Source organism: Streptomyces naganishii JCM 4654, from assembly GCF_014650575.1.
GTDB classification, from domain to species: domain Bacteria; phylum Actinomycetota; class Actinomycetes; order Streptomycetales; family Streptomycetaceae; genus Streptomyces; species Streptomyces naganishii.
Genome location: NZ_BMVF01000007.1, coordinates 189370 through 213495 on the forward strand (window position 1 = coordinate 189370; position 24126 = coordinate 213495).

General features: G+C 73.7%; 20 protein-coding genes and 1 tRNA gene. 7 read left to right on the forward strand and 14 right to left on the reverse strand.

Translation table 11 applies throughout. The features are described from left to right. Positions 1-14: 14 nt before the first annotated feature. Positions 15-2141, reverse strand: a complete 2127-nt coding sequence (locus tag IE217_RS15090) for a putative bifunctional diguanylate cyclase/phosphodiesterase (RefSeq protein WP_229865308.1) — start codon at positions 2139-2141, stop codon at positions 15-17. A 412-nt stretch (positions 2142-2553) separates the two neighbouring features. Between IE217_RS15090 and IE217_RS15095 the strand changes: the two genes are divergently transcribed. Next, a complete protein-coding gene (locus IE217_RS15095) occupies positions 2554-4062 on the forward strand; it encodes a M6 family metalloprotease domain-containing protein (RefSeq protein WP_190178362.1) in 1509 nt (502 codons plus the stop codon). A 63-nt stretch (positions 4063-4125) separates the two neighbouring features. Here the strand turns inward: IE217_RS15095 and IE217_RS15100 are convergent. From IE217_RS15100 to IE217_RS15130, 7 genes are all read right to left on the reverse strand, one after another. Continuing rightward, positions 4126-4199 (reverse strand) — tRNA-Lys (locus tag IE217_RS15100). After that, positions 4190-4792: a bifunctional DNA primase/polymerase gene (locus tag IE217_RS15105; protein WP_190178363.1), complete on the reverse strand. Its 603-nt coding sequence runs from the start codon at positions 4790-4792 to the stop codon at positions 4190-4192. The genes IE217_RS15100 and IE217_RS15105 overlap by 10 nt, the downstream gene beginning before the upstream one ends. A 139-nt stretch (positions 4793-4931) precedes the next feature. Continuing rightward, entirely contained in the window at positions 4932-5306 is a 375-nt protein-coding gene (locus tag IE217_RS15110) for a DUF8844 domain-containing protein (protein ID WP_190178364.1), read from the reverse strand. A gap of 142 nt (positions 5307-5448) precedes the next feature. Further along, positions 5449-6828 (reverse strand): AAA domain-containing protein, encoded by a 1380-nt coding sequence (locus IE217_RS15115; protein ID WP_190178365.1) that lies wholly within the window; start codon positions 6826-6828, stop codon positions 5449-5451. Beyond that, positions 6825-8420 (reverse strand): amino acid adenylation domain-containing protein, encoded by a 1596-nt coding sequence (locus tag IE217_RS15120; protein WP_190178366.1) that lies wholly within the window; start codon positions 8418-8420, stop codon positions 6825-6827. The genes IE217_RS15115 and IE217_RS15120 overlap by 4 nt, the downstream gene beginning before the upstream one ends. Next, entirely contained in the window at positions 8411-9616 is a 1206-nt protein-coding gene (locus IE217_RS15125) for a hypothetical protein (protein ID WP_373298030.1), read from the reverse strand. The genes IE217_RS15120 and IE217_RS15125 overlap by 10 nt, the downstream gene beginning before the upstream one ends. After that, positions 9513-10472 carry a phosphatase PAP2 family protein gene (locus IE217_RS15130; protein ID WP_190178367.1) on the reverse strand — a complete coding sequence of 320 codons (960 nt, stop codon included), beginning with the start codon at positions 10470-10472 and terminating at the stop codon, positions 9513-9515. Before IE217_RS15130 ends, IE217_RS15125 begins: the two co-directional genes overlap by 104 nt. A gap of 216 nt (positions 10473-10688) precedes the next feature. Here IE217_RS15130 and IE217_RS15135 point away from each other — a divergent pair, with 216 nt between their 5' ends. Then, the gene (locus IE217_RS15135) at positions 10689-11285 is read left to right on the forward strand and encodes a histidine phosphatase family protein (RefSeq protein WP_190178368.1); all 597 of its coding nucleotides are present in this window, start codon (positions 10689-10691) and stop codon (positions 11283-11285) included. Positions 11286-11300: 15 nt separating this feature from the next. On the opposite strand, the gene IE217_RS15140 is transcribed toward IE217_RS15135, so the two are convergent. Further along, a complete protein-coding gene (locus IE217_RS15140) occupies positions 11301-12788 on the reverse strand; it encodes an NsdA family TPR-like regulatory protein (protein ID WP_190178369.1) in 1488 nt (495 codons plus the stop codon). Positions 12789-13087: 299 nt separating this feature from the next. On the opposite strand from IE217_RS15140, the gene IE217_RS15145 reads away from it, so the two are divergent. Further along, positions 13088-13468, forward strand: a complete 381-nt coding sequence (locus IE217_RS15145; RefSeq protein WP_190178370.1) for a hypothetical protein — start codon at positions 13088-13090, stop codon at positions 13466-13468. 126 nt (positions 13469-13594) lie between these two features. Further along, a complete protein-coding gene (locus tag IE217_RS15150; RefSeq protein WP_190178371.1) occupies positions 13595-14464 on the forward strand; it encodes a spermidine synthase in 870 nt (289 codons plus the stop codon). 186 nt (positions 14465-14650) lie between these two features. On the opposite strand, the gene IE217_RS15155 is transcribed toward IE217_RS15150, so the two are convergent. Further along, entirely contained in the window at positions 14651-15178 is a 528-nt protein-coding gene (locus IE217_RS15155; RefSeq protein ID WP_190178372.1) for a hypothetical protein, read from the reverse strand. Positions 15179-15317: 139 nt separating this feature from the next. On the opposite strand from IE217_RS15155, the gene IE217_RS15160 reads away from it, so the two are divergent. From IE217_RS15160 to IE217_RS15170, 3 genes are all read left to right on the forward strand, one after another. Then, positions 15318-16022 carry a response regulator transcription factor gene (locus tag IE217_RS15160; protein WP_189705642.1) on the forward strand — a complete coding sequence of 235 codons (705 nt, stop codon included), beginning with the start codon at positions 15318-15320 and terminating at the stop codon, positions 16020-16022. Next, positions 16019-17392, forward strand: coding sequence for a sensor histidine kinase (locus IE217_RS15165; RefSeq protein ID WP_190178373.1), 1374 nt, complete (start codon positions 16019-16021; stop codon positions 17390-17392). The genes IE217_RS15160 and IE217_RS15165 overlap by 4 nt, the downstream gene beginning before the upstream one ends. Before the next feature lie 224 nt (positions 17393-17616). After that, complete coding sequence (locus IE217_RS15170; protein WP_190178374.1) at positions 17617-19077, forward strand: glycoside hydrolase family 18 protein; 1461 nt, start codon at positions 17617-17619, stop codon at positions 19075-19077. A gap of 116 nt (positions 19078-19193) precedes the next feature. Here the strand turns inward: IE217_RS15170 and IE217_RS15175 are convergent, their stop codons facing one another. The 4 genes from IE217_RS15175 to IE217_RS15190 form a co-directional block, all read right to left on the reverse strand. After that, positions 19194-20630, reverse strand: a complete 1437-nt coding sequence (locus tag IE217_RS15175; RefSeq protein ID WP_190178375.1) for a GH1 family beta-glucosidase — start codon at positions 20628-20630, stop codon at positions 19194-19196. 149 nt (positions 20631-20779) lie between these two features. Continuing rightward, a complete protein-coding gene (locus IE217_RS15180; protein WP_190178376.1) occupies positions 20780-21706 on the reverse strand; it encodes a carbohydrate ABC transporter permease in 927 nt (308 codons plus the stop codon). 11 nt (positions 21707-21717) lie between these two features. Then, positions 21718-22731 carry a carbohydrate ABC transporter permease gene (locus tag IE217_RS15185; RefSeq protein WP_190178572.1) on the reverse strand — a complete coding sequence of 338 codons (1014 nt, stop codon included), beginning with the start codon at positions 22729-22731 and terminating at the stop codon, positions 21718-21720. 5 nt (positions 22732-22736) lie between these two features. After that, on the reverse strand, positions 22737-24065 hold the full coding sequence (locus tag IE217_RS15190; RefSeq protein ID WP_190178377.1) for an ABC transporter substrate-binding protein: 1329 nt from the start codon (positions 24063-24065) through the stop codon (positions 22737-22739). Positions 24066-24126 lie beyond the last annotated feature (61 nt).

The following is a 24126-nucleotide window of genomic DNA, read 5'->3' on the forward strand; positions in this document are numbered from 1 at the left end:
CGGCCCGCGGCCGCTCAGCGCCGCCCGCAGGCGTGGTCGTCCAGCAGTTCGGAGATGCGGTCCGGTGACACCGGGCGGGAGTACAGCCACCCCTGCCCGGTGTCGCAGCCGATCCGCCGCAGCCGGCTCGCCTGGTCGGAGGTCTCCACGCACTCGGCGGTCACGCTCAGGCCCAGCCGGTGGGCGAGCTGGATCATCGCCTCCACGATGACCTCGTCGGCCGCCCCGGTGCGCGCCTCGTGCTGGAAGCCCCGTACGAAGGAGCCGTCCAGCTTCAGCACGGACACCGGCAGACGGCTGAGGTACGCCAGGTTCGAGTAGCCGGTGCCGAAGTCGTCGATGGCGATGCGCACGCCCATGTCGCTCAGCGCCCGCAGGGCCTGGAGCGGCCGCCCGGCCGAGCCCATCACCGCCGACTCGGTCAGCTCCAGCTGGAGCAGGTGCGGGGCGAGCCCGGTCTCCGCGAGCACCTCGGCCACGTCCGCCACCAGGTCCGAGTCCCACACCTGCCGTACCGCCACGTTGACGCTGACGAAGATCGGCGGCTCGCCGGGGTGGTCCAGCTGCCAGCGGCGGGCCTGGCGGCAGGCGGTGGCCAGGATCCAGCGGCCGAGCGGCACGATCGAGCCGTCCTCCTCCGCCAGTGTGATGAACCGATTCGGCGTCAGCACACCGAACTGCGGGTGCCGCCAGCGCACCAGCGCCTCCACCCCGCGCAGCCGCCCGTCCTCCATGCCGACCAGCGGCTGGTACTCCAGGGTGAACTCGCCGCGCTCGATGGCCGCGCGCAGGGTGGACACCAGGGCCTGACGGGTCATCCGGTGGGCGTTGCGCTCGGGGTCGAACAGCGTCCAGCGGGCCCTGCCGTCGGCCTTCGCCCAGTACAGCGTCGTGTCGGCGGCCTGCATCAGCGCGGTCGCCGAGGTGCCGTCCGTGCGCCGCTCGACCACGCCGATCGACGCCGACACCGACAGCCGGCGCCCGGAGATCTCGAACGGCGCCTGGAGGGCGGTCAGCACCGACTCGGCGAGGGCGGCGAGTTGCTCGGTGCCGGTCGAGTCCTCCACCAGCAGCGCGAACTCGTCGCCGCCGAGCCTGGCCACCAGCGGGGCGCTGGCGCGGCCGTAGCCCGCCTCGTCGGCGCACCGGGTCAGCCGCTCGGCGACGGCGGCGAGCAGCCGGTCGCCGATGCGGTGGCCGAGGGTGTCGTTGACCGCCTTGAAACCGTCCAGGTCCAGGTAGCACAGGCCGACCCGGCCGGTGCGGCCGCGTTCGTACGGCTCCGGCTCCGAGCCCGGTTCCGCCGGCTCCGGCCCGGCCTGCGACCCCGCCTCCAGCGCGGCCGACAGGCGTTCGAAGAACAGCGTGCGGTTGGGCAGCCGGGTCACCGGGTCGTGGCTGCGCAAGTGCCGCAGCCGGTCCTGGAGTTCGCGCCGGGCGCTGATGTCCGTGAGGGACAGCAGCACTCCGCCGGACCCGCCGGACCCGCCCGACCCGCCGGACCCGCCGGACCCGCCGGACCCGGCGGGCAGCGGCGCGAGGGCGACCTGCACCCACAGGGAGCGGCCGTCGGGGTGCTTGAGCAGCCGGGTGCAGCGCATCCGGGCCCGCCGGCCGCGCAGGACCTCGCGGTACGCGTGCCAGGCGCGGGCGTCGGAGGCGAGGTCCACCAGGTCGGCGGCGACCTGCCCGGCCAGCTCGTCCGGCGGGGCGCCGAGCAGTGCGCCGCACGTCTCGTTCGCGCTGACCACCAGCCCCTCGCGGTCGACCACGGCCATGGCGAGCGGGGCGGCGGTGAAGGCGGAGCGGAAGGAGGGGGGTTCGTCCTGTGCGGGTGCGGGTGCGGGCGCCGGTGTGGGTGCGGCGGGGGGTCCGGTGGGCTCCGGTGTTCGGAGGGGTTCGGCCGGGAGGGTGAACTCCGTGCGGGCGGGGGCGGGATCCGCCATGGGAGTGAAGCCGACCGTGCGGGCGGTGGCGGCGACGCCGGCCGCCGCGGTCACGCCGGTCTCCTCGCCGACCGGTGAGGAGGCCACCGGCGCCGCGACGGCGTCCGCACCCGGAGCCTTCGTAACATCACCCTGTGTGACATTCAGACGGCTGAGGTCTGCCGCGGGCGTCGGCCCTTCGGACGTTCCGCTCACCGCTCGCTCCCGCAGTGCACTCGGTCTTCGTATCGGTCTCGTCGGGTGGCCGGCCGGGTGACTGACGGCCGCCGGGCCCGTGTCCGCGCAGGGAAGTGCCAGGAAAGTGTGCCGATCATAGATGCTGGCGCCTGACCCCTTCCAGCCACTTGCCGGTGTTCGACAGCGAGCGGCCTTCGTGACAGATCGTTTCTGCCCGCACCTGGACGGGTTCTTCGGTCGGCCGACCACTTGTGACGTTCCGTGAGTGTTCCGGGGTGTCGCCCTTCGTTTCGCTCTCCCCGGCGGGTCACGGAGCCGTCCCTCGTGAAGCCGCAGTTCTCACCCTTCCGGTGCAGACAAACAGGGCGTACCCCTACAAAGTCGCACAGGCTGGGTGCGGTGTCCCCGCGAACCGCACCCGGAGGTCCCCGTGCCGCGTCAGCTCCCCCTGAAGGCGCTCGGCCGTGACGCCCTCGAGGCGCTGAACAGTCCCCAGGCGCGGCCCCGACTGCGCAGCACCGCCGCGGTGTTCACCACCCTGTCGGCGGTCGCGGCCACCTCCATCCTGACCGGCCCCTCGGTCGCCGAGCCCTTCTCCACCACCCCCTGCGCCCTGCACCGCACGGACGCCCACCACTCGGAGGGCGTGGACACCTGGAACGCCTCCTACGAGCGCCCCACCCGCTCGCTGGACGCCGTGATGATCTTCCTGTCCTTCCCGGACTCCGTCCCGCTCACCACGCCCGCCGAACTCGCCGCCGACCACTTCCCGGCCACCAGTCGCTTCTTCGAGCAGGCCTCCTACGGGAAGTTCACCCTGCGCCCGCACCCGCTGCGGCACTGGATCCGGATGCCGCGCCCCTCCACGGCGTACGCCATGCACCGCGACTGGAACGCCCGGGACCGCGCCGCCTATCTGCGCGACGCGCTCGCCGTGGCCGATCCGCAGGTCGACTTCTCGCGCTACGACGTCGTGTACCTGGTCGCCGACCCCGACGCGCCGGGCGTCGACTCCGACGCGACGAAGGTCGTCAACCTGGACACCCCGTTGCGGGCCGACGGCAAGGACATCCGGCGGGTGGTGACGGTGTTCGAGCGGCACCCGCCGGACCGGCTCGTCCTCGCCCACGAGACGGGCCACGTCCTAGACCTGCCCGACCTCTACCACCGGCCGGCGGACGGCAAGGGGGACTGGGACACCTATGTGGGCGACTGGGATCTGATGGGCAGTCAGTTTGCTCTGGCGCCCGACCTGTTCGCCTGGCACAAGTGGAAGCTGGGCTGGCTGGACCCGCGCCAGGTGACGTGCGTACGGGGCACGGGGCCGACCCGGCTGACCCTGGAGCCGGTGGAGGTGGGGCCGCGCGGCCCGGGCGAGCCGGCCGCGGCCGGGCCCGGCACTGGCGGCCCCGCCGGGCCGAGCGCGCCTGCGGGACCGAGTACGCCTGCCGAACCGGGCGGGCCCGCCGGGCCGAGCGCGCCTGCGGGACCGAGTACGCCTGCCGAACCGGGCAGGCCGGCCGGGCCGAGCGGGGCGGCCGTGGGCGTGGCGGCGTCGGGAGCCGACGCGTCGGGTGCGGCCGCCGCGCCGCCGTTCGGGCTGGGCAGCGGGACGAAGCTGGCGGTGGTGCGGACCGGGAGCGACAGCGCGCTGGCCGTCGAGGCGCGGGACCGGACCGGCAACGACGCGGGCGGGTGCCGGTCGGGGGTGCTGGTCTACCGGGTGCGCAGCGGGGCCGAGTCCGGCGGCGGTCCCGTCGAGGTGATCGACGCCCACCCGCACACCCGGGCCTGCTGGGAGAACTCCGTCTACCCGCCGCTCGCCGACGCCCCGATCTCCGTGGGGGAGACCTTCACCGTGCCCGGGGACGGCGTACGCGTGGAGGTGGAGAACCGTACGGCCTCGGGCTCGTACACGGTCACGATCACGCCGGGATGAAACGTAGATGGCGTGAAACAGAGACGGCGGGTGAATCGCCTGATTCACCCGCCGTCGTCATCGTGCGCCGCCAGGGACTCGAACCCCGGACCCGCTGATTAAGAGTCAGCTGCTCTAACCAACTGAGCTAGCGGCGCCTGCTGACGTCGTAGACCTTAGCACCCTGGTCGGCGGGAGGAAAAATCGAAATCCGTACGGCCGCGCGAGCCGCCCGCACGGCCGCCCAGAGCAGGATCTCCGGGCCCGGCAGCCAGGGGTGACGGGTGTCCGGGGCCACCAGCCAGCGGGAGGCGGACGGCTGCCCGGCCGGGGCGGGGACGGTCACCGCGTCGCCCGTGCCGTGGCACAGCAGCGGCGGGACGGACGCGGCGCGGCCGCCGCCGGCCTCCCTGCCCCGGGCGCCCCACTCCTCCCACTCCAGCAGCGAGGGCAGCCGGTGTGCGGTGCCGGGGGCGGTGAACAGCAGCATCCGCCCGCGGTGCACGGCCACCGGACCGGAGCCGGGGCCCTCGGCCCACAGCCGGTCCAGCATCCGGCGGCCGAACATCGCCGGCGCGTTGACCACGTCGAAGGCGGTGCCGCAGGGCAGGACGACCGGGGCGTCGGGGCGTTCCCGCCAGAGCGCCAGTGTGCTGCGGGGATACGTTCCTGCCGAGGCCAGCCAGGCAGCGCCGTCCGCGGTGACGGAGGCGGGGTGGTCGGCGAAGGGCTCGTTCCCGGTGCGGTTCATGCCGGTTACATCTACCGGCTGTGAGCGGCCGCTTCCATTCGGTTGCGGGAAACCGGGACAGGGGGAGGGGGGACGGAGTATCTTGCCCGCCCGGCATATGCCCGCGGGGGGTGGAGTCTCCGGGTGGCGGCCGGGCGGGTCACATGGGGTCGGCGGGGTTGGCGTGCACGCCGCCCTCGACCCCACGCAGCAGGTCACGCCCGAAGTCGACCATCTTCTTGGCGTAGTCCTCGGTCCACATGGCGCGCTCGGCGATGTCGGCGGGGCTCAGCCGGTCGAAGCGGCGCGGGTCGGCGAGCTGCGCCGCCGCGATCGCCTGGTACTCCACCGCCCGGTCGGCCGCGGCACGGAACGCGAGCGTCAGCTCGGTCGCCCGCGACAGCAGCGCCCGGGGGTCGTCGATCGACTCCAGGTCGAAGAAGTGCTCCGGGTCCGCCGCGGCCGCGGCGGGCTCGAAGAGCAGGGGCGCGGGGCGTAGCCGCGGTTCGTTGCGACGCGGCGTGGGCTCCGCCATGTCGTGTCCTCCTCGTACGGTTCGGATGGCGCCCACCCTGAGGAAGGGCCACCGTCCATTGTCGCGCGTGGACGCAAGAGGGCGGTCTGGCCTGAACTCGCCGGCGCGGCCCGTGCCGCCGGGCACCCCCTCGCGGCGCCGGTCACGGCCGCCAGCTCACGCGGTGTTCCGCGAGGTGGGCCAGGACCGCGTGGTTGGCCTCCCAGCCGTCCGGGAACTTGACGGTGACCCCCAGCTGGACCGGTTCCGTGGACGGGTGGTCGTCCAGGAGGTCGCTCACGCCGGCGCGGCAGACCACGATGCACGCGTGGCGGTGGCGGGAGGCCAGGACGCACAGGCGGCCGGTCTCCAGGTGGAAGGCGGTGGCGTCCGGGCGGCCGGAGAGCGGGTGCAGGACCACCGTGACGTCGAACTCGCGGCCCTGGAGCCGGTTCGCCGTGTCCACGGTGACGTCGGTGACGCCCAGCTCGGCGAGCGCCGCCCGGACGGCGGCCGCCTGGTCCCGGTGCGCGGTGCCGACCGCGATCCGGCCGGCGGTCAGCGGCACGGGGTCGTCCGGCGCCCGCTCCGAGACGGCCGTACCGCCCCGGGCCAGCAGCCGGGCCACGACCGACGCCACCGCGCGCACCGCCTCCGGGTCCGTGCGCGGGGTGTGCCGGGCGGGCAGCTCCAGCAGGCCCCAGCCCGACTCGGCCGCCTCGTCGATCACCCGGTCGGGACCGGAGCCGTCCGAGGGCACGGCGAAGGCGAGCCGCCGGTCGCCCGGCCCGGTGCCGCTGCGGAAGGGCGTGTACGGGTAGAACGCGTCCGACACCAGCGGCGCCGCCGACGCCGGGAGCCGCCAGGACACCGGCAGCCGGTGCTGGGGCAGCCGCGGATTGTGCGCGAGCAGGGTCGTCACGGCCGACGCCGAGGGGTCGTAGGAAAGCCCCGCCCACTGCTCGCTGCCGACGATCGCGAACGGGTCGAGCTGGCCCGGGTCCCCCACGAACAGCGCCCGCTCGAACAGCCCGGCCACCGCGAGCAGCGCGTCCGAGCGCATCTGGTACGCCTCGTCGACGATCGCGTGCCGCCAGGGCTCGTCCACCTTCACGTGCGCCCACTTCGCGGCGGTCGACAGCACCACGTCCAGGCCGGCCAGGTCACCGGCCTTCGCCGACTTCCGTACGTTCGGCAGGTCGTCCAGCGCCTTGTCGTACGGGTCGGTGTCACTGCTGTGCAGGCGGCCCACGGGCAGCTCGGGGTTCTTCTCCGCGAGCCGCGTCACGAGGTCGTCGACCTGGGCGTTGGTCTGCGCGACCACCATCAGGGGCCGTCCCGCGGCGGCCAGTTCCAGTGCCGCGCGGACGACCAGCGTGGACTTTCCGGCGCCGGGCGGGGAGTCGACGACGACACCGCGGTGCGGGGCGTGGAGGGTGTCGCGCAGGATCGCGTCGGTCGCGCGCCCGGCCGCGGCGCCCGGGTCGAGGGCGGCCTCGGCGGCGTCCGGGCCGGGGGCGGTCTCCTCGGCGGGGGCGGTCACAGCACGTCCTCCTCGGTCACCTGGTCGGGGGCCTCGGGCGGGGTCTCCTCGCCCGGCGGGCCGCCGTGGGTCCACGGGGTGTCCTCCGGGGCGGGCAGCTTGGCCCCGCCGCGCTGCTCGTGCTCGAAGAGCGTGAAGCAGACCCGGTCGCCCTTCTCCGGTACGGAACCGGCCTCGGGCTCCTTGCCGCGGCCCATTTTGTCGAGCACCCGCAGCACGAGCAGCGTTCCGTCCTCCTCGGCCGTGACGAACTCGGCCGACTGCGGCTTCCCGCCCAGCGAGCGGTACACCCTGGCGCGCTCGCCCAGGTGCGGCCGGTCGTCGGTACGCACGGTGACCAGCGGGCGGGGGCTCGGCCGCTTGCCCTCGCTGTAGGCCATGACGACGTCGGTGACCTCCCCGGCGAACGCCTCCCCGGCCAGCCGCCGCCCCGCCATGACCAGCGGGTCGTCCAGCGCCTCCTGGGCGTCCAGCCGGGCCTGCTCGCGCTCGCGCGTGGCCAGCTTGTTCGCCGCGGTGACCGCGTCGTCGCGGCGGGGCTGCGGCGGCTCGCCCGCCAGGACCCGGTCGCGGTGCCCGGTGAAGGACCAGCGGTCGCGCGTCCAGCGCTCCTCGACGTGCGCCCCCTCGGGCAGCGCCCGCAGCAGGTCCAGGCCGTCCCACACCTTCTCCCAGGTGGGCAGCGTGCGGCTTCTGACGAGGGCGAGGATCTGGTCCTCGGCCGCGGTCAGCGCGCCGAGCCGCTCGTCGGCCCGGGCGCCGTCCTCGGCGGCGGCGAGGGCGGCGCGCGCACGGTCGTAGCGCTCGATGGCCGGGGCGAGCAGCCTGTTGTCGAAGGCCGGGTCGGTGGCCGGGCCGGCGGGCGGGCACTCCAGCTGTCCTTCCGCGTCCCGCGCGAGCTCGGCGCGCAGCGCGGCCTCGGCGCCGGACGCGCCTTCCGGCGGCGCGATCCACGCGAGCAGCGCCCCGAGGTGCTGGTCCTCCAGGCTGGACTGCCCGGTGGTCCAGTGCCGGGCCAGCAGGTCGCTCATCGCCAGCAGCAGCGAGGAGCCGGGCACCCGGGCCCGCTCACCGAAGTGGGTCAGCCACCGCCCGAGCAGCGGCACCCTCGGCGGCGCCGGATACGGGGTCTCGGGGTCCTGCTCGGCGGTGCGCCGGAACCGCATCGAGCGTCCGAGCAGCCGTACGAAGTCGATGCCCGCGCGGCTCGGGACGATCAACTGGGGCGCGTCCGCGCACAGTTCGACCTCCACCTTGACCCGCTTGCCGGTCTCCGGGTCGGTCTCCGTGCGCTCGGCGGCCTCGACCGCCCCGGCGTGGGCGTCGATGTACGGCAGGACCACGTCGGCCAGTTCGGCCAGGAACGCGAACCTGAGGTCGCGGTCGCGGGGCTGCGGGACGGCCAGCAGCCGGGGCGCGTCGCGGTCCGTGCCGACCAGCGCGCCGAGCGGGGCGCCGGCCTCGCCGGCCGTGGTGAGCGGCACGAACACCAGCGGCCGGTCCGACAGATGCCGGTGCCGTACGGTCGCGGCGGGCTGGGCGCGCCCGGCCCGCACGGCCTCCAGGCGGGCGAGGGTGGCGATCAGGGACATGCGGCCTCCCGGGCGGCCGTGGCCGCGGGGCCTGCCGTGGCCAGGGCCTCGGCGCGCAGCGCGGCGGCCCGGCGCAGGGCGGCCACCGCCGGGTCGTCCGGGTCGCCCGCCTCGCCGTGGGCCGCCGCCAGCACGTCGTCGACGCTGTCCAGGCCGCCGAGCTCGGCGCGGACCGCGCGGCCGAGCGCCGTCACCGCGCCCTGGGCGCGGGACCGGGAGCGGCAGTGGAAGGCCAGCTCGCAGGCGGCCAGGCACTCGGGCGCGTAGGTCGCCGGGACCGCCTCGACGGCGGCCGTCAGCTCCCCGGCGGGCAGTTCGGGCGAGAAGCAGACGCCCTCGGGAAGCGTGTCCGCGATGTCCTGGACACGGGTCAGCCGGGCCAGCTGCCGGGCGGTCACCGCGCGCTGCTTGCGCACGTCCACGGCGGACGCGGTGGGCAGGTTGGAGAAGTCCTTCGGGCACACCAGGAGCACGCGGTGCCGCACGCGCGGGGCGGGGTCCAGGCGGGCGGCGACCTCCTCGAGCGCCAGCACGTACACCGCCGACTGCCGGGCGGCCGCGCCGACCTTCGCGGGGTCCGCGGAGCCGTCCAGCATCGGGAAGGACTTGATCTCCACGACCGTCCAGCCGCCGTCGGGGTGGACCACCACCGCGTCCGGTTCCAGGAAGGCGGGGGAGCCGGCCACCTCCAGGGCGAGCAGCGGGTGGTCGAGCAGCGTCCAGCCGCCGGCCTCCGTGGCCTCGCGCAGCGCCAGCGCCGTACGCGCGACGCGGCCCTCCGGGCCCGGGGCGCTCAGGTCGGGGACCGTGCCGCCGCGGGGCGGCTCGGCGCCCGGGTCCAGCCGCTCGTGCACCAGCCGCAGCAGCTCGGCGCCGCCGTCGGCCTTGACCTTCGCCTCGAAGGCGTTGCCGCGGGTGAGGGCGAACTGCGACTGCCCGAAGACCGAGGGCGCCCCGAGCGCGCCCGCCAGGGCCGCCTTGTCCACGCCCGCGCCGTCCAGGATCGCCCGCCGCCTGCAGCCGGGGTTGGCGGCCAGCGCCGCGAGGGCACGGGCGTCCAGCGGCTTGGCCGTTGTGCCGGCCCCGCGCAGCTCAGCGAGCCGCTGCCGGAGCGCCGTCCCCCGCGTCCTTGGGTGCGGCGCCCGGCTCGGCTCCGGGACCGGGCCGTCCTTCGCGCTGCCGTGGAAATCGCTCACCCGCCGAAGTCTGGCATCCGCCACTGACAATCGGGGAGCCAGTGCCGCCCGGGCGTCCCGTGACGGCGGTGATCCGGGCCGCCAGCAGCGCCCCGGCCCGGTTCGCGCCACGCGTCACGTACGGCGCGAGCAGCAGGCCCACGCCCATCACGGCGACGCCCGCGACCGCGTCCAGGAAGTAGTGGTTGGCGGTGCCCATCACCACGAGCGCGGTCAGCAGCGGATAGGCGACGCCGGCCGCCTTCGCCCAGCGGGTGCCGCCGTGGCGCCACAGCATCACCCCGCACCACAGGGCCCAGCCCACGTGCAGGCTCGGCATCGCCGCGTACTGGTTCGTCATGCCGCCGAGCCCGCGCGGGGCGCTTGCCTGGCCGCCCCACCAGCCGTACGAGCTGTAGTGCGCCATCGTGTCCACGAAGCCGTTGCCGGGCGAGAGCAGCCGGGGCGGGCAGGTCGGCAGCAGGGTGAAGCCGATCAGGCCGATGAACGTGGACGTCATCAGCCAGGTGCGGGCCGCCCGGTAGTGCGCGGTGCGCGCCCGGAACAGCCAGATCAGGATGGCGGGCGTCACCAGGTAGTGCAGCGACGCGTACCAGAAGTCGGCCGGCACACCGAGCCACGGCTCGCGTGTGAAGAGGCGGTTGAGGGGGTGCTCGGCGTTGAGGCGGAGCACCTTCTCCGCCCGCAGGATCGCCAGGCCGTGGTCCACGGCACTGGAGACGTCGCCGCGCACCAGCAGCCGTCCCACGGAGTAGCAGCCGTACACCAGGAGGATCAGCGGCAGCTCGGTCCACCAGCGCAGCCGGGTCAGCGGCGCGGGCCCGGTGCGTGCCGGCGGTGCCTCGGTCTGCGGCATCCGGTGCCCCTCCCCCTGTCCGGTCGTCTTGCGGCGGTGCCCGGCGGTGCCCGGACGGTCGTGCCACCTTACGGTGTACGCGCCCGTCCCCGCGGGCCGCCCCCGGCACTCAAAGACGCAGGGACGGCCCCCCGGGTTGCCCGCGCGCGCGGTGCGTGATGATGGAGGGGTCCGCCGGAACCTCTCACTTTCTCCCGTTCGCCCGGAAGGGATCCCATGGCACCGCGCATCCTGCTGGCCCGGCACGGACAGACCGAGTGGTCGTTGTCCGGCAAGCACACCGGCAGGACCGACGTACCGCTCCTGGAGGAGGGCCGGCGCGGCGCCAAGCTGCTCGGCGAGCGGCTGCAGCGGGCCCCCTTCGACGGACTGCCCGGCACCGAGGTCCGCACCAGCCCGCTGGCACGCGCGCGTGAGACGTGCGAGCTGGCCGGCTTCGGCGACCGCGCGATGTGCTGGGACGCGCTGGTGGAGTGGGACTACGGCGCCTACGAGGGGCTGCGGCCGGAGGAGATCCTGGCCGAGCGGCCCGGCTGGCTCATCTGGCGCGACGGCGTCCCGCGCGGGGAGACGCTCGCCGAGGTGACCGCCCGCGCGGACGAGGTGGTGGCCTGGGCGCGCGCCGAGGACCGTGACGTGCTCGTCTTCGCGCACGGGCACATACTGCGGTCGATCGGCGCGCGCTGGCTCGGCCTGCCGATCGACTTCGCGGCCCGTATCCGCCTCAACCCCACGTCCCTGTCGGTACTGGGCTGGGCCTACGGCGAACCGGCCCTGGAGAGCTGGAACGACGTGGGCCATCTGACGGCGTAGCGGACCCGGCGCCGCTCAGGTGCGCGGTGCCGAGGCGTGCCTGTCGAGGAACTCCGACACCCCGGACGCCCGCCGGTGCGGCAGCAGCACCCTGGCCGTGCCCGCCAGCATCGCCTGGATGCGGGAGGACTGGACCTGGTCCAGGAGGTCCAGTACGCGCATCCCGGCGTCCGCCGCCTCGTCGGGGCGTCCGCCGCGGGCGAGGTCGTCCGCCAGTTCGGCCGTGTAGAGCGCGGTGTTCCGGGTGAAGTGCGGGTCCTGGAGCCGTGCGGCCCGGCGCGCGTGCCGAGCAGCGCGCGGCCAGTCGCCGAGCGTGGACCAGCACTGCGCCTCCAGGCCCTCGAGCTCGGCCTCGCCGTAGAAGCTCATCCACTCGGGGTCGGCGTCCGAGCAGCCGCGTTCGAAGAGGGCCTGGGCGCGGGTGAGCGCCTGCTCGCAGCCGGTGCGGTCGGCCAGCCCCGCCCAGCCGCCCGCCTCGCGCAGCGCGAGCAGCGACATCAGCCGGTCGGAGCCCAGGCCGGCTCCGGCGCGCCGGGCGGCCTGCGCGGCCCGCACCGCCTCGCGTGGCCGGCCGGCGTCGCGGGCGAGGAACGCCATGTTGCAGAAGGCGTGCGCCTCCAGTGCCGGGTCGCCGGTCGTGCGGGCGGTGGCCAGGGCCTCGGAGTAGTGCGAGCGGGCGTCGTCGAAACGTCCCGAGTCGTGCGCCAGCCAGCCCACGGAGATGGCCAGTTCACCGGCGCCGGAGTGGAGCCGGTCGGCGGTGGTCTGCCGGGTGGCGCCGGCGTCGAGCAGCGCGTAGGCGGCGCGCAGTGGGGCGGCCGCGCGGCGGTAGAGGCCGTCGGCTCCGTGCCGGTCGTCGAGCAACCGGATTCTGCGGACGGCCTCTTCGAGGGCGCCGGCCTCGCTCGCGCCGGCCCTGCGGGCGGGGCGGTCCGCCGCCGAGGCGTCGAAGGCGAACCCCAGGGGGCCCAGCGAGGCGGCGGCCATCGTGGCGCCCCCTCGGGTCATGAACGCGCGACGCAGCACGTCGCTCTCCTCGTGGTCTTCGTGCGGGTGGTACGGGTCCTGCGGGTCGTGAGGGTCCTGCGGCTCCTGCGGTCGGTACGGGTCCGGCGTTCGATACGGGTGGCGCACCCCTCGCGTTTCATGCCGGGCGCGCACCGGGCTCGTGGTGCGCGGCGGGGGCGCGTCGACCGCGGCGGTGCGCGCCGCCCGCCCGCGGACGGACGAGCGGGGGGCGAACCCGAGGTCGGTGAGCGTGCGGCCGGGGAACATGTGCAGGAACACGCGTTCGTAGGCGTAGTTGGGACACCGGATCTCACCGGCCTCCACCCGTCCGATGTAGCGCGCGTCACAGCTGACCCGCTCGCCGATCTCGCGGGCGGCCCGCCGTACCGCCGCGGCGAACTCGGCCGGCGAGCGCTGTCCGCGCAGGCGCCGGAAGGCGAGGTTCGGCCGCGGCGGCCGGGGGGACTGGGACGAGGTCACCGTCGACGACGTCATGGCCGGGCCCTCTCGTGCGAACCGTCGAACCATGCCGGATGTGAGGCGACTTGAGTGAGTTGCCCAAGTGGCGCCCTGTTTCCGGCGAGCAAGAACGTACCCGTTGTGTTCGGCCCGCCACGCAGTGTTTGGCTACAAACCGGATATCTCATCCACGATCTGCCATGAAGTGCCATCCTTTGCGGCGGACTTCGACCGTGCCTGTTGACGGGCGCGAAGCGTTGGACCCCGTGGACCGGGAGGCGCCCGACTCCCGACCCGCTCGCTCACGAGGAGGGGTTTTCGTGGTGGAGGCCGGGATGGAGACCGAACCAAGCGCCGATCCGTGTCCGGCGCCCGCGTGCGACCTGGTGACCGTCCCGGCCCGGCAGGGCCTGGAGGCGGTCGACATCCTGCGCCGCGGCCCGGGGGACGCGGTGGGGCCCGTACTGCACGACGACGGTGGCGACACCCTGGGCTTCGTGGTCCCGGCGGGCACGGCCGCCGGATGGGACGTGCCCGGCAGCACCTGCACGCAGACCGACGGGAGGGGCCTGTGCCTGGCCCCGGAGCCGTCCGCGGAGGGCTCGGACTGGCTCCTCCCGCCCGGCGAGGCCGACCTCGCCACCGACCCCGCCCTCCTGCGCCGTGCCCTCGGCGAGGCGGCCCGCATGATCGAGGTCGCGGACAACTGCTGCTGACGCCGGGCACCCGCGGCGACGCGGGCCGCCGGGGCCGCACCCCGCCGTCCGGGGCGGCCGTCGTCCCGCGGGCGGCCGTCGTCCCGCGGGCGGGTGCCGGGGAGCGGGGCTTGCGACAATGGGGGGATGGGAAAGGCCAGGGGCGCGAGGCGCGGGCGGGAGGCGGCCGACGCCGTCAGTGAGCAGGTCGACGGTGGGCTCGCCCAGCTCATACCCGACCGGGAGCGGGCACGGGCCTGGACGCTGCTGATCGACGGGGCCCCGCAGTCGCACGTCGATCTGGACGACCCGGCGTACCTCTCCTTCGAGTACCAGCGGCGCCTCGGCCACGTCGTCGACCTCGCCGCACCCCCCGGCAAGCCCCTGCACGCCGTCCACCTCGGCGGCGGGGCGTTCACCCTCGCCCGGTACGTCGCCGCCACCCGCCCCCGCTCCACCCAGCAGGTCGTCGAACGCGACGCCGCCCTCGTCCAACTGGTCCGCCGGGAGCTGCCGTTGGAGACCGGCGCACGCATCCGGGTGCGTTCGGCGGACGCCCGCGAAGGGCTGGCGAAGGTGCCCGAGGGCTGGGCCGACCTCGTCGTCGCGGACGTCTTCAGCGGCGCCCGCACCCCGGCCCACCTCACCTCCACGGAGTTCCTCGACGAGGTGCGCCGGGTCCTGCGCCCGGGCGGGATCCTCGCCGCCAACCTCGCCGACGGCCCCCCGCTCGCCCACCTGCGCGGCCAGATCGCCACCGCCGCCGCCCGCTTCGGCGAACTCGCGCTGATCGCCGACCCGGCCGTACTGCGGGGAAAACGCTTCGGCAACGCCGTACTCGTCGCCTCCGACCTGCCACTGCCGATCGCCGAACTGACCCGCCGGGCCGCCTCCGACCCGCACCCCGGCCGGGTCGAACACGGCCGCGCCCTCACCGACTTCGCCGGCGGCGCCCCGCCGGTCACGGACGCCGGCGCGGTCGCCTCACCGGCCCCGCCGCCCTCGGTCTTCCGCTGAGGTCCGGCAAAGGGCCCGCCGGCGCTGGGGCCTCTCGTCTGGATCAGGCCGGGCTCGCGGGCCCTGGCACCGCGCCTCGCGGCGTTGTCGTCGGTTGCCATGGCTCCGCCATGACGCCCTCCTCCGCCTTGCGATGCACGGCACCAGACCCCGCTCCCTGATCCGGCCTGATCCAGACGAAAGACCCTAGTAGTTGCCCACGTCGACGTGCGGCGGCCCGTCGTGCCACGCGCAGATGACGGACACGCGGTTCGCGCCCGAGGTGAACTCCACGCGGATCCAGGTCTCCGTCTTCCACACCTGCATCGACCAGCCCGTGCCCGGCGTCGCCGACACCAGGGTCGCCGAGGCCGGACCGAGGTCGAAGACCACCCGGCCGCCGTCGGTGTCGTAGCTCTTGACCTGCCCGGACGCCGAGGGCGAGGGGTTCGGGTCCGGCGCGGGCGCCGACGCGGAGGGGCTCGGCGCGAAAGACGTCCGGCGCGGGGAGGCGCTCGGCTTCGCCGACGGGCTCTTCGCCGGGGGCGGCCGGTGCGTGGAGGACGCCAGCGGCCTCGACTCCTGCGTGGTCGCGCCGGCCGCCGTGATGGGCAGGGCGCGCGGCGGGTCGTAGGCCGTGCCCGCCATCACCGTATGGACGCCCCACCACGACAACGTGACCGCCGCGCCGGTGGCGAGCGACCACGCCAGTACGTGTACGAGTCCTCTGAGCATCGCGGCCATACTGCCTCACCCGCCCCACCCGTGTCGCCCGAACGCCGCGCGGGTGAGGTTGTCCACAGGCGCCGGGAGCGCGCGCGGAGTTGTCCACAGGCCCGCACCGGGGGCCCTCGCATGGCGTACGGTGCGGCGCATGGCAAGTGTGCTCGTGGTCGAGGACGACCAGTTCGTACGCTCGGCGCTCATCCGGCATCTGACCGACGCCTCGCACACCGTGCGCAGCGTCGGCACCGCGCTGGAGGCGCTGCGCGAGGTCGCCCACATCCGCTTCGACGTGGTCGTCCTCGACCTGGGACTGCCCGATCTGGACGGCTCCGAGGCCCTGAAGATGCTGCGCGGCATCACCGACGTGCCCGTCATCATCGCCACCGCGCGCGACGACGAGGCGGAGATCGTCCGGCTGCTCAACGCCGGGGCGGACGACTACCTGACCAAGCCGTTCTCCGTCGAGCACCTGTCCGCGCGCATGGCCGCCGTACTGCGCAGGGCGCGCTCCGGGGCCGCCGAGGCCCCGTCCTCGACGGTGATCCGCGTCGGCGGACTCACCGTCGACCCGCTGCGCCGCCAGGCCGAACTAGACGGCGCCCGACTGGACCTGACCCGGCGTGAGTTCGACCTGCTCGCCTTCCTGGCCGGACGCCCGGGAGTCGTCGTTCCCCGCCGCGAGCTGCTGGCCGAGGTGTGGCAGCAGTCCTACGGCGACGACCAGACCATAGACGTCCACCTGTCCTGGCTGCGGCGCAAGCTCGGCGAGACGGCCGCCCGGCCCCGCTATCTGCACACCCTGCGGGGCGTCGGCGTGAAGCTGGAGCCGCCCGGAGCGGAGTCGCCGCGATGAGATGGGCACTGGTCAAGGTCTGCCTCGCGGTCACCACCATGGTCGTGGTCGCCTTCGCGGTCCCGCTCGGGCTCGTCATCAAGGAGATGGCCCGCGACCGCGCCTTCTCCAACGCCGAGCGGCAGGCCGCGGCGGTCGCGCCCGCGCTGTCCATCACCACCGAGCGGGAGCAGCTGGAGCGGGTCGTCGCCTCGGCCGGCTCCGACGCCCAGATGGCCGTGCACATACCGGCGGTGGACGGCGGGCAGGCCGTCGACATCGGCCGCGGCCGGGCCGCGGGCGCGGACATCGCGACCGTGCGGAAGATGGGCCGCGCCTCCACCACCGAGGTGCCCGGCGGCTCCACGCTCCTCCAGCCGGTCGCGCTGAGCTCCGGCGCCATCGCCGTGGTCGAGGTCTTCGTCCCCGAGTCCGAGGTCACCAACGGGGTCGGCACGGCCTGGGCGGTGCTCGCCGTGGTCGGCGCGGCGCTCGTCGTCGGCTCGGTCGCCGTCGCCGACCGGCTCGGCGTGCGGATGGTGCAGCCCGCGCAGCGCCTGGCCGAGGGCGCGCACGAACTGGGGGAGGGCAAGCTGGGCTCCCGTGTGCCCGAGGAGGGGCCGACCGAACTGCGCCTCGCGGCGGTCGCGTTCAACTCCATGGCCGACCAGGTCGTGCAACTCCTCGCCAACGAGAGGGAGCTGGCGGCCGACCTGTCCCACCGGCTGCGCACACCCCTGACCGTGCTGCGGCTCAACGCGGCCTCGCTCGGCCAGGGTCCGGCCGCCGACCAGACCAGGGCGGCCGTCGCCCAGCTCGAGCGCGAGGTCGACACCATCATCCGTACCGCCCGCGAGGCCAAACCGCAGACCGCCGCCGCGGGTCCCGGCACCGGATGCGACGCGGCCGAGGTGGTCCGGGAGCGGATGAAGTTCTGGTCCGCGCTCGCCGAGGACGAGGGCCGCAAGTGGCGGCTGGCGGGAGTGGAGCGCCCGGTGCGCATACCCGTGGCCCGCGCCGACCTCGCGGCCGCCCTCGACGCCCTGCTCGGCAACGTGTTCCGGCACACCGCCGAGGGCACGGCGTTCGCGGTGGACGTGCACAACGGCGACGACGCGGTGATCGTGCTCGTCTCCGACGCGGGTCCCGGCATAGCCGACCCCGAGGCCGCCATGGCCCGCGGCCGGGGCTCGGGCGCCGACGGGTCCACCGGGCTCGGCCTGGACATCGTGCGGCGCCTCGCCGAGTCGACCGGCGGGGACGTACGCCTCGGGTCCTCCGTGCTCGGCGGCACCGAGGTGCGTGTCTGGATACAGCTCGACGGCCGCCGGCCGGTGCGCCGCGGCCACCGCGGAGCCGTACGGCGGCGCAGGCGCCTGGCCCTGCGGTGATCCGGGAGGAGCCCGCGCCCCGTAGGGCCCAGCAGGGCTTCAGGAGTCCGCCCCCGAAGCCCCCGCCCGCCCCTCGGTTGGTCTCGACCTTTAACCGCCCCCGATCCCTTCCTTAAGCGCACCCTAAGATCCTCAACCACCGTCCGGATCAGGCCGATTGCCCGATTCCCGCCCGCTAGCGTGCTGCCGCACCCCACCCCCCGTGAACAGCGAAGGCAGGCACCATGAGCACGCACCGGCGCAGGATCAGTGGCAGGAACAAGGCGATAGGCGGCCTGGTGGCGGCGGCCGTGGTCGGCGGCGGCGCGCTCCTGTTCACCGGCATCGCCCAGGCGGCCGGCGTCGGTGCCGCGTACACCAGGACCAGCGACTGGTCGACGGGGTACACCGCGCAGTACGTCGTCACCAACAACACCCAGCAGACCGAGAAGGACTGGACGCTGGAGTTCGACCTGCCGGCGGGCGCCAAGCTCAGCTCGCTGTGGAACGCCGAGTCCAGCGTGAGCGGCAGCCACGTCACCGTGAAGCCGGCCAAGTGGGACACCGCGGGACTCGCCCCCGGCAAGTCGGTCACCGTCGGCTTCGTCGTCAACGGCAGCGGCGACCCGACCGGCTGCCGTATCGACAACGCCTCCTGTTCCGCCGACGGGGGCCCCACCCCCGAGCCCAGCGGCCGCCCGACGCAGACCGCGACGCCCACGCCGACGCCCACCCCCACCAAGACCTCGACGCCGAGCGGCACCCCCACGCCGACCCCCACCCCCTCGCAGAGCACCGGCACCGGCACCAAGACCAGCGCCGGTTTCGCGCCCTACGTCGACACCTCCCTCTACCCGGCCTTCGACCTCCTGGCCAGCGCCGACGCCACCGGGGTGAAGAACTACAACCTCGCCTTCATCACCGACGGCGGCGGCTGCACCCCCAAGTGGGGCGGCGTCACCGACCTCGCGAGCGACGGCGTGGCCTCCCAGATCGGCGCGCTGCGCGCCAAGGGCGGCGACGTGCGGGTCTCCTTCGGCGGCGCGGCCGGCTCGGAGCTCGCGACCACCTGCACCTCGGCGGACGCGCTGGCGGCGGCCTACGGCAAGGCCGTCGACCAGTACAAGCTCACCAAGGTCGACTTCGACATCGAGGGCGGCGCGCTGCCCAACACCGCCGCGAACACCCGCCGCGCCCAGGCCATCGCCAAGCTCCAGCAGCAGCACCCGGGCCTGGACGTCTCCTTCACCCTCCCCGTCCTGCCCCAGGGACTGACCCAGGACGGCGTGAACCTGCTGTCCGACGCCAAGTCGGGCGGCGTGAAGATCTCCGCCGTCAACATCATGGCGATGGACTACGGCCCGTCCTTCAGCGGCGACATGGGCACCCTCGCCGAGCAGGCCGCCACCGCCACCCAGGCCCAGATCAAGAGCGTGCTGGGGCTGTCCGACAGCGAGGCCTGGAAGACGGTCGCCGTCACCCCGATGATCGGCGTCAACGACGTCTCCTCCGAGGTCTTCAAGGTCGACGACGCCACCCAGCTGGTGAACTTCGCCAAGTCCAAGGGCATCGGCTGGCTGTCCATGTGGTCCGCCGCCCGCGACAAGCAGTGCGCCGGCGGCCCCAAGCCCACCGCCGACGCCACGTGCAGCTCCATCGCCCAGGACGCCTTCGCCTTCTCCAAGGCCTTCGGCGCCTTCAACTAGGCGGCACACACCCGCGGCACGAAGCCGTCGCGGGAACGACAGCCATCGGGAAAAACGGGGAACGCGCCCCGGCCGGGTCTCAACCCCCCATCTGGCCGGGGCGCGTGGTCGTCGGGTCAGGCGGCCTCCACCGGGGGCAGCTGACCGGTGCGGGCCGCCTTCGCGTACCAGTGGGCGCTGGACTTCGGGGTCCGGGCGAGGGTGGCGTAGTCGACGTAGACCGCGCCGAACCGCTTGCCGTAGCCGTAGGCCCACTCGAAGTTGTCCATCAGGGACCACAGGTAGTAGCCGCGCACGTCCGCGCCGTCCGTGATGGCACGGCGCACCGCCGCCAGGTGGCCGTGCAGATAGGCGATGCGCTCCGGGTCGTGCACGCGGCCGTCGGAGTCGACCTTGTCGTCGTAGGCGGCGCCGTTCTCGGTGATGTAGAGCGGCAGGCCGGGGGCCTCGCGGGTGTAGCGCATGATCAGCTCGTGCAGGCCGGTCGGGTCGATCGTCCAGCCCATCTCCGTGCGCTCGCCCGGGGTCTGGTGGAAGGCCACGTCGTCCGCGCCCGGCCACGGCGAGTACGAGCTCGCCCCGTGACCGTCCGCGCGCGGCCCCTGCCGGCTCTCGTCCGCCGCCGACACCAGCGCCGGCGTGTAGTAGTTCAGGCCCAGCGCGTCCAGCGGCTGGTTGGCGGTGCGCAGGTCGCCGTCCTGGACGTACGACCAGTCGGTGATCGACGAGGTCGCCTCCAGCAGCGTCGCCGGGTACGCCCCGTGCAGCATCGGGCCGTGGAAGACGCCGTTGGCCAGGTCGTCGATCTTCCGCACGGCCGCCAGGTCGGCGGCGGACTGCGAGAAGGGGCGCACGACCGAGGAGTTGAGGCTGACGGCGACCTGGTTGCGGGCCGGCATCACCGACCGCAGCGCCTGCGCGCCCAGCCCGTGGGCCAGGTTCAGGTAGTGGGCGGCGCGCAGCGAGGCCAGGGGCTCGGTGCGGCCGGGGGCGTGCACGCCGGAGCCGTAGCCGAGGAAGGCGCTGCACCACGGCTCGTTGAGCGTGATCCAGTTCTCCACCCGGTCGCCGAGCGCCTCACCCACGATCCGCGCGTACTCCGCGAAGCGCAGCGCGGTGTCCCGCTCCGGCCAGCCGCCCGCGTCCTCCAGCTCCTGCGGCAGGTCCCAGTGGTAGAGGGTGATCGCCGGCTTGATGCCGTGCGCCAGCAGCTCGTCGACCAGCCGGCGGTAGAAGTCCAGGCCCACCTGGACGGCGGGGCCGCGCCCGGTCGGCTGCACCCGGGACCAGGAGATGGAGAAGCGGTAGGCGTTCAGGCCCAGCTCCGCCATCAGCTTCACGTCGTCGCGGTAGCGGTGGTAGTGGTCGACAGCGATGTCACCGGTGTCGCCGCCGGCCGTGCGGCCCGGGGTATGGCTGAAGGTGTCCCAGATGGAGGGCGTACGGCCGTCCTCCCGTACCGCGCCCTCGATCTGGTACGCCGAGGTCGCGGCGCCCCAGAGGAAGGCGGGAGGAAAGGTCACCGGGGTCACCGGCTGTGCGGACTCAGACATGGAAGCGCTCCCATAAGAGCTCGAGAAGACGACTGTCAGGGGAAAGGGGGCAGTGGGAAAGGGGGAGAAGGGGGAAGGCGTGGTCGCGGAGAAAAGGGACGGGAGGAGGGGCCGAGGCGTCGGTGACCCGGCCCCTGGGCACCACGCGGTCAGCCCTTGACCGCGCCCTGCATGATCCCGCCCACGATCTGCTTGCCGAAGACCGCGAAGACCAGCAGCAGCGGCAGCGTGCCGAGCAGCGCGCCCGCCATGATCAGGGACTGGTCGGGGGTGTAGCCGCGGCCCAGGCCCGCGACGGCCACCTGCACCGTGGGGTTGCCGGTCTGCGTCAGCACCAGGAACGGCCACAGGAAGTCGTTCCAGGTCTGCACGAACATCAGCATGCCGAGCACGGCCATCGCCGGCCGGGCCGCCGGGAACACCACGTGCCACACCACGCGCCAGCTGCTCGCGCCGTCCACCCGGGCGGCCTCGATGATCTCGTCCGGCAGCGCCTGGATCAGGTACTGCCGCATGAAGAACACACCGAACGCGCTGACCAGCGACGGCAGGATCACCGCCTGGAGCTGGTCGGTCCAGTCCAGCTTCGCCACCATCATGTACAGCGGGATGATGCTCAGCTGCGGCGGCACCATCATCGTGCCGATCACGATCAGCATCAGCGCGCCCCGGCCGCGGAAGCGCAGCTTGGCGAAGGCGAACCCGGCGATCGTCGACAGGAAGACGATCGTCCCCGCCGAGATGCCGGCCACGATCGTGGTGTTGAGGAACGCCTTGCCGAGGTTGGCGTCCGACCAGGCCACCTGGAGGTTGTGCATCAGGTTCGAGCCGAACCAGAACGGCGGCGGGGTCTGCGCCAGGCGGTTGTTGTCCCGGGAGGCGGCGATCGCGCTCCACACCAGCGGGAACAGCGAGCCGATGGTGAACAGCGCCAGGATCACGTACGCGACCGGGCCGGCGTGCAGCTGCCCGCCCGCGCGGGAGGCCTTGGACCTGAGGCCCCGGCGGGACCGCGCGGGCGGGGCCGCGGGCTCGGGTCCGTGCTCGGGACCGGGTTTCGTCAGGGTCGTCGTCACGGCCGTACTCCTTAACTACTGGCGCGCAGCCGGCGCGAGATGACGTAGTTGACGATGCCGATCACGATCAGGATCAGGAACATCGTCCAGGCGATCGCGGAGGCCCGGCCCAGGTGCTGGTTGACCCAGCCCTGCTCGTACAGGTACAGGCCGAGGGTCTGGAACTGGTGCTCCGCGCCGCCCGAGGCGCCCTTGTTGGCGTCGAACAGCAGCGGCTCGCCGAAGACCTGGCTCGCGCCGATCGTCGAGACCACGGTGGTGAACAGGATCGTCGGGCGCAGCTGCGGCAGCGTGACGTGGAAGAACTGCTGCCAGCGGCTGGCGCCGTCCAGCGCCGCCGACTCGTACAGGTCCTGCGGGATGGCCTGCATCGCGGCGAGGTAGATCAGCGCGTTGTAGCCGGTCCAGCGCCAGATGATGATCGAGGACACGGCGATCTGCGAGGGCCACTTGTCGTTCTGCCAGTCGATGGCGTCCACGCCGACGGAGTGCAGCGCCCAGTTGATCACGCCGTAGTCGCGGCCGAAGAGCAGCACGAAGACCAGCGAGGCGGCGGCGATCGAGGTGGCGTACGGCGCGAGCATCACGACCCGGTAGAAGGTCGACGCGCGCAGCTTGTAGTTCAGGATGTGCGCCAGGCCCATGGCCATCAGCAGCTGCGGGACCGTGGAGATGATGCCGATGGTCAGGGTGTTCTTCGCCGCGTTCCAGAAGAAGTCGTCGTCGAAGATCCGCGTGTAGTTGCGCAGGCCCGCCCACTGCATGTCGGTCGGCGCGGTCAGCTCCACCGTGTGCAGCGAGGCCCACGCCGTGTAGATCAGCGGGAACAGGCCGAACGCGACGAACAGCAGGAAGAACGGCGAGACGAACGCGTACGGACTCCACCGCACGTCCCGCTGCCAGCGACGGGACAGCCGGGACCGGCGCCGCAGCTCCGCCTCGTCGTGCACCGTGCCCGTGGCCGGGCGGCCCGGGGCCGCGCCCCCCTCGACGGGGGGCGCGGCGGTGTCGTGCCGGGTGGCCATACCGGTCACTTCTCCAGGTTGTTGTCGATGGTCTTGGTGGCCGTGTTCCAGGCGTCGGCCGGCGACTTGCCCTTCGTCACCAGGATGACGCCGTTGTCCGTCAGACCCTGCTGGATGATCTGGTCCTTCGGGCCGATCACCTGCGGCGGGATGGCCTTGGCGGCCTCCGCGAAGATCTTGCCGATCGGTGCGTCACCGGTCATCTCGTTCTTCGCGTCGGTCACGGCGGGAAGGCTGTAGGCGCCGGTCGCGCTCGGGAAGCTGCCCTGAACGCTGAACAGCTTCGCCTGCTGGGCGGGGGCGGTCAGCCAGGCGACGAAGGCCTCCGCCTCCTTCACGTGCTTGCCGCTCTTGGGCACGGCGAGGAAGGTGCCGCCCCAGTTGCCGGCCTTCGGCGCGGCGGCCACGTCCCACTTGCCGGCCGCGTCGGGCTTGGACTTGCCCTTGAGGTAGCCGAGCATCCAGGGCGGGCAGGCGACCGTGGCGAACTTGCTGTTGGCGATCGTCTGGTCCCAGGCCGGCTGGAACTGGGTCTGCGACTGGACCAGCCCGTCCTTGGCGGCGTTGGCGGTCAGGTCGAAGGCGCTCTTGACGGCCGGGTTGGTCTTGTAGATGACCTGGCCGGAGGCGTCGTAGAACTTCTTGTCCTCACTGCTGAGGACCGCGTTGAGCAGGCCGCCGGGGGAGTCCATGAAGTAGGTGCCCGAGGGCGCCTTCTTCTTGTACTGCTCTCCGACCGACACCAGCTTGTTCCAGTCCCCCGCCCACAGCTTGCCGACCGCCTCGCGGTCGGTGGGCAGGCCGGCCTTCTGGAAGAGGTCCTTGCGGTAGCAGATCGCCAGCGGGCCGATGTCGGTGCCCAGGCCGACGGTCTGGCCGTCCTTGGTGGTGGCCTGCTGCCACTTCCAGTCCACCCAGGAGCTCTTGTTCACGCCCGAAACCTTGGAGAGGTCCACGAGCTTGGACGCCTGGGTCTGCACGACCTCGGCGATGTTGCCCACCTCGACGGCCTGGACGTCCATCAGGCCGCTGTTGGTGGTCAGGTGGTTGACGAGCGCCGGGTAGTAGTTCTCGTTCCGCTCGGTGACGTTCTCCTGGATCTTGATGTCGGGGTGGTCCTTCTCGTACTCCGCGTAGAGACCGGCCTCCTTGAAGCCCTGGGTGCCGAAAAGTCCCAGCGTGAGGGTGGTCTTGCCACTCCCACTGCCACCACCGTCCGACGAGCCGGACTTGTCTCCGCTGTCGCTGGCGCAGCCGGCCAGCAGCCCGGCGCCCAGCGACGCGGCTGCCGCCAGGACCACCGCCTTGCGGGCGGTACGGAAACGTGCTCGCATTGCGTCCTCCTGTTGCCCTGACGTGCCGACCCCCCGGCCAACTGCATGTTGGGCCCGTTCA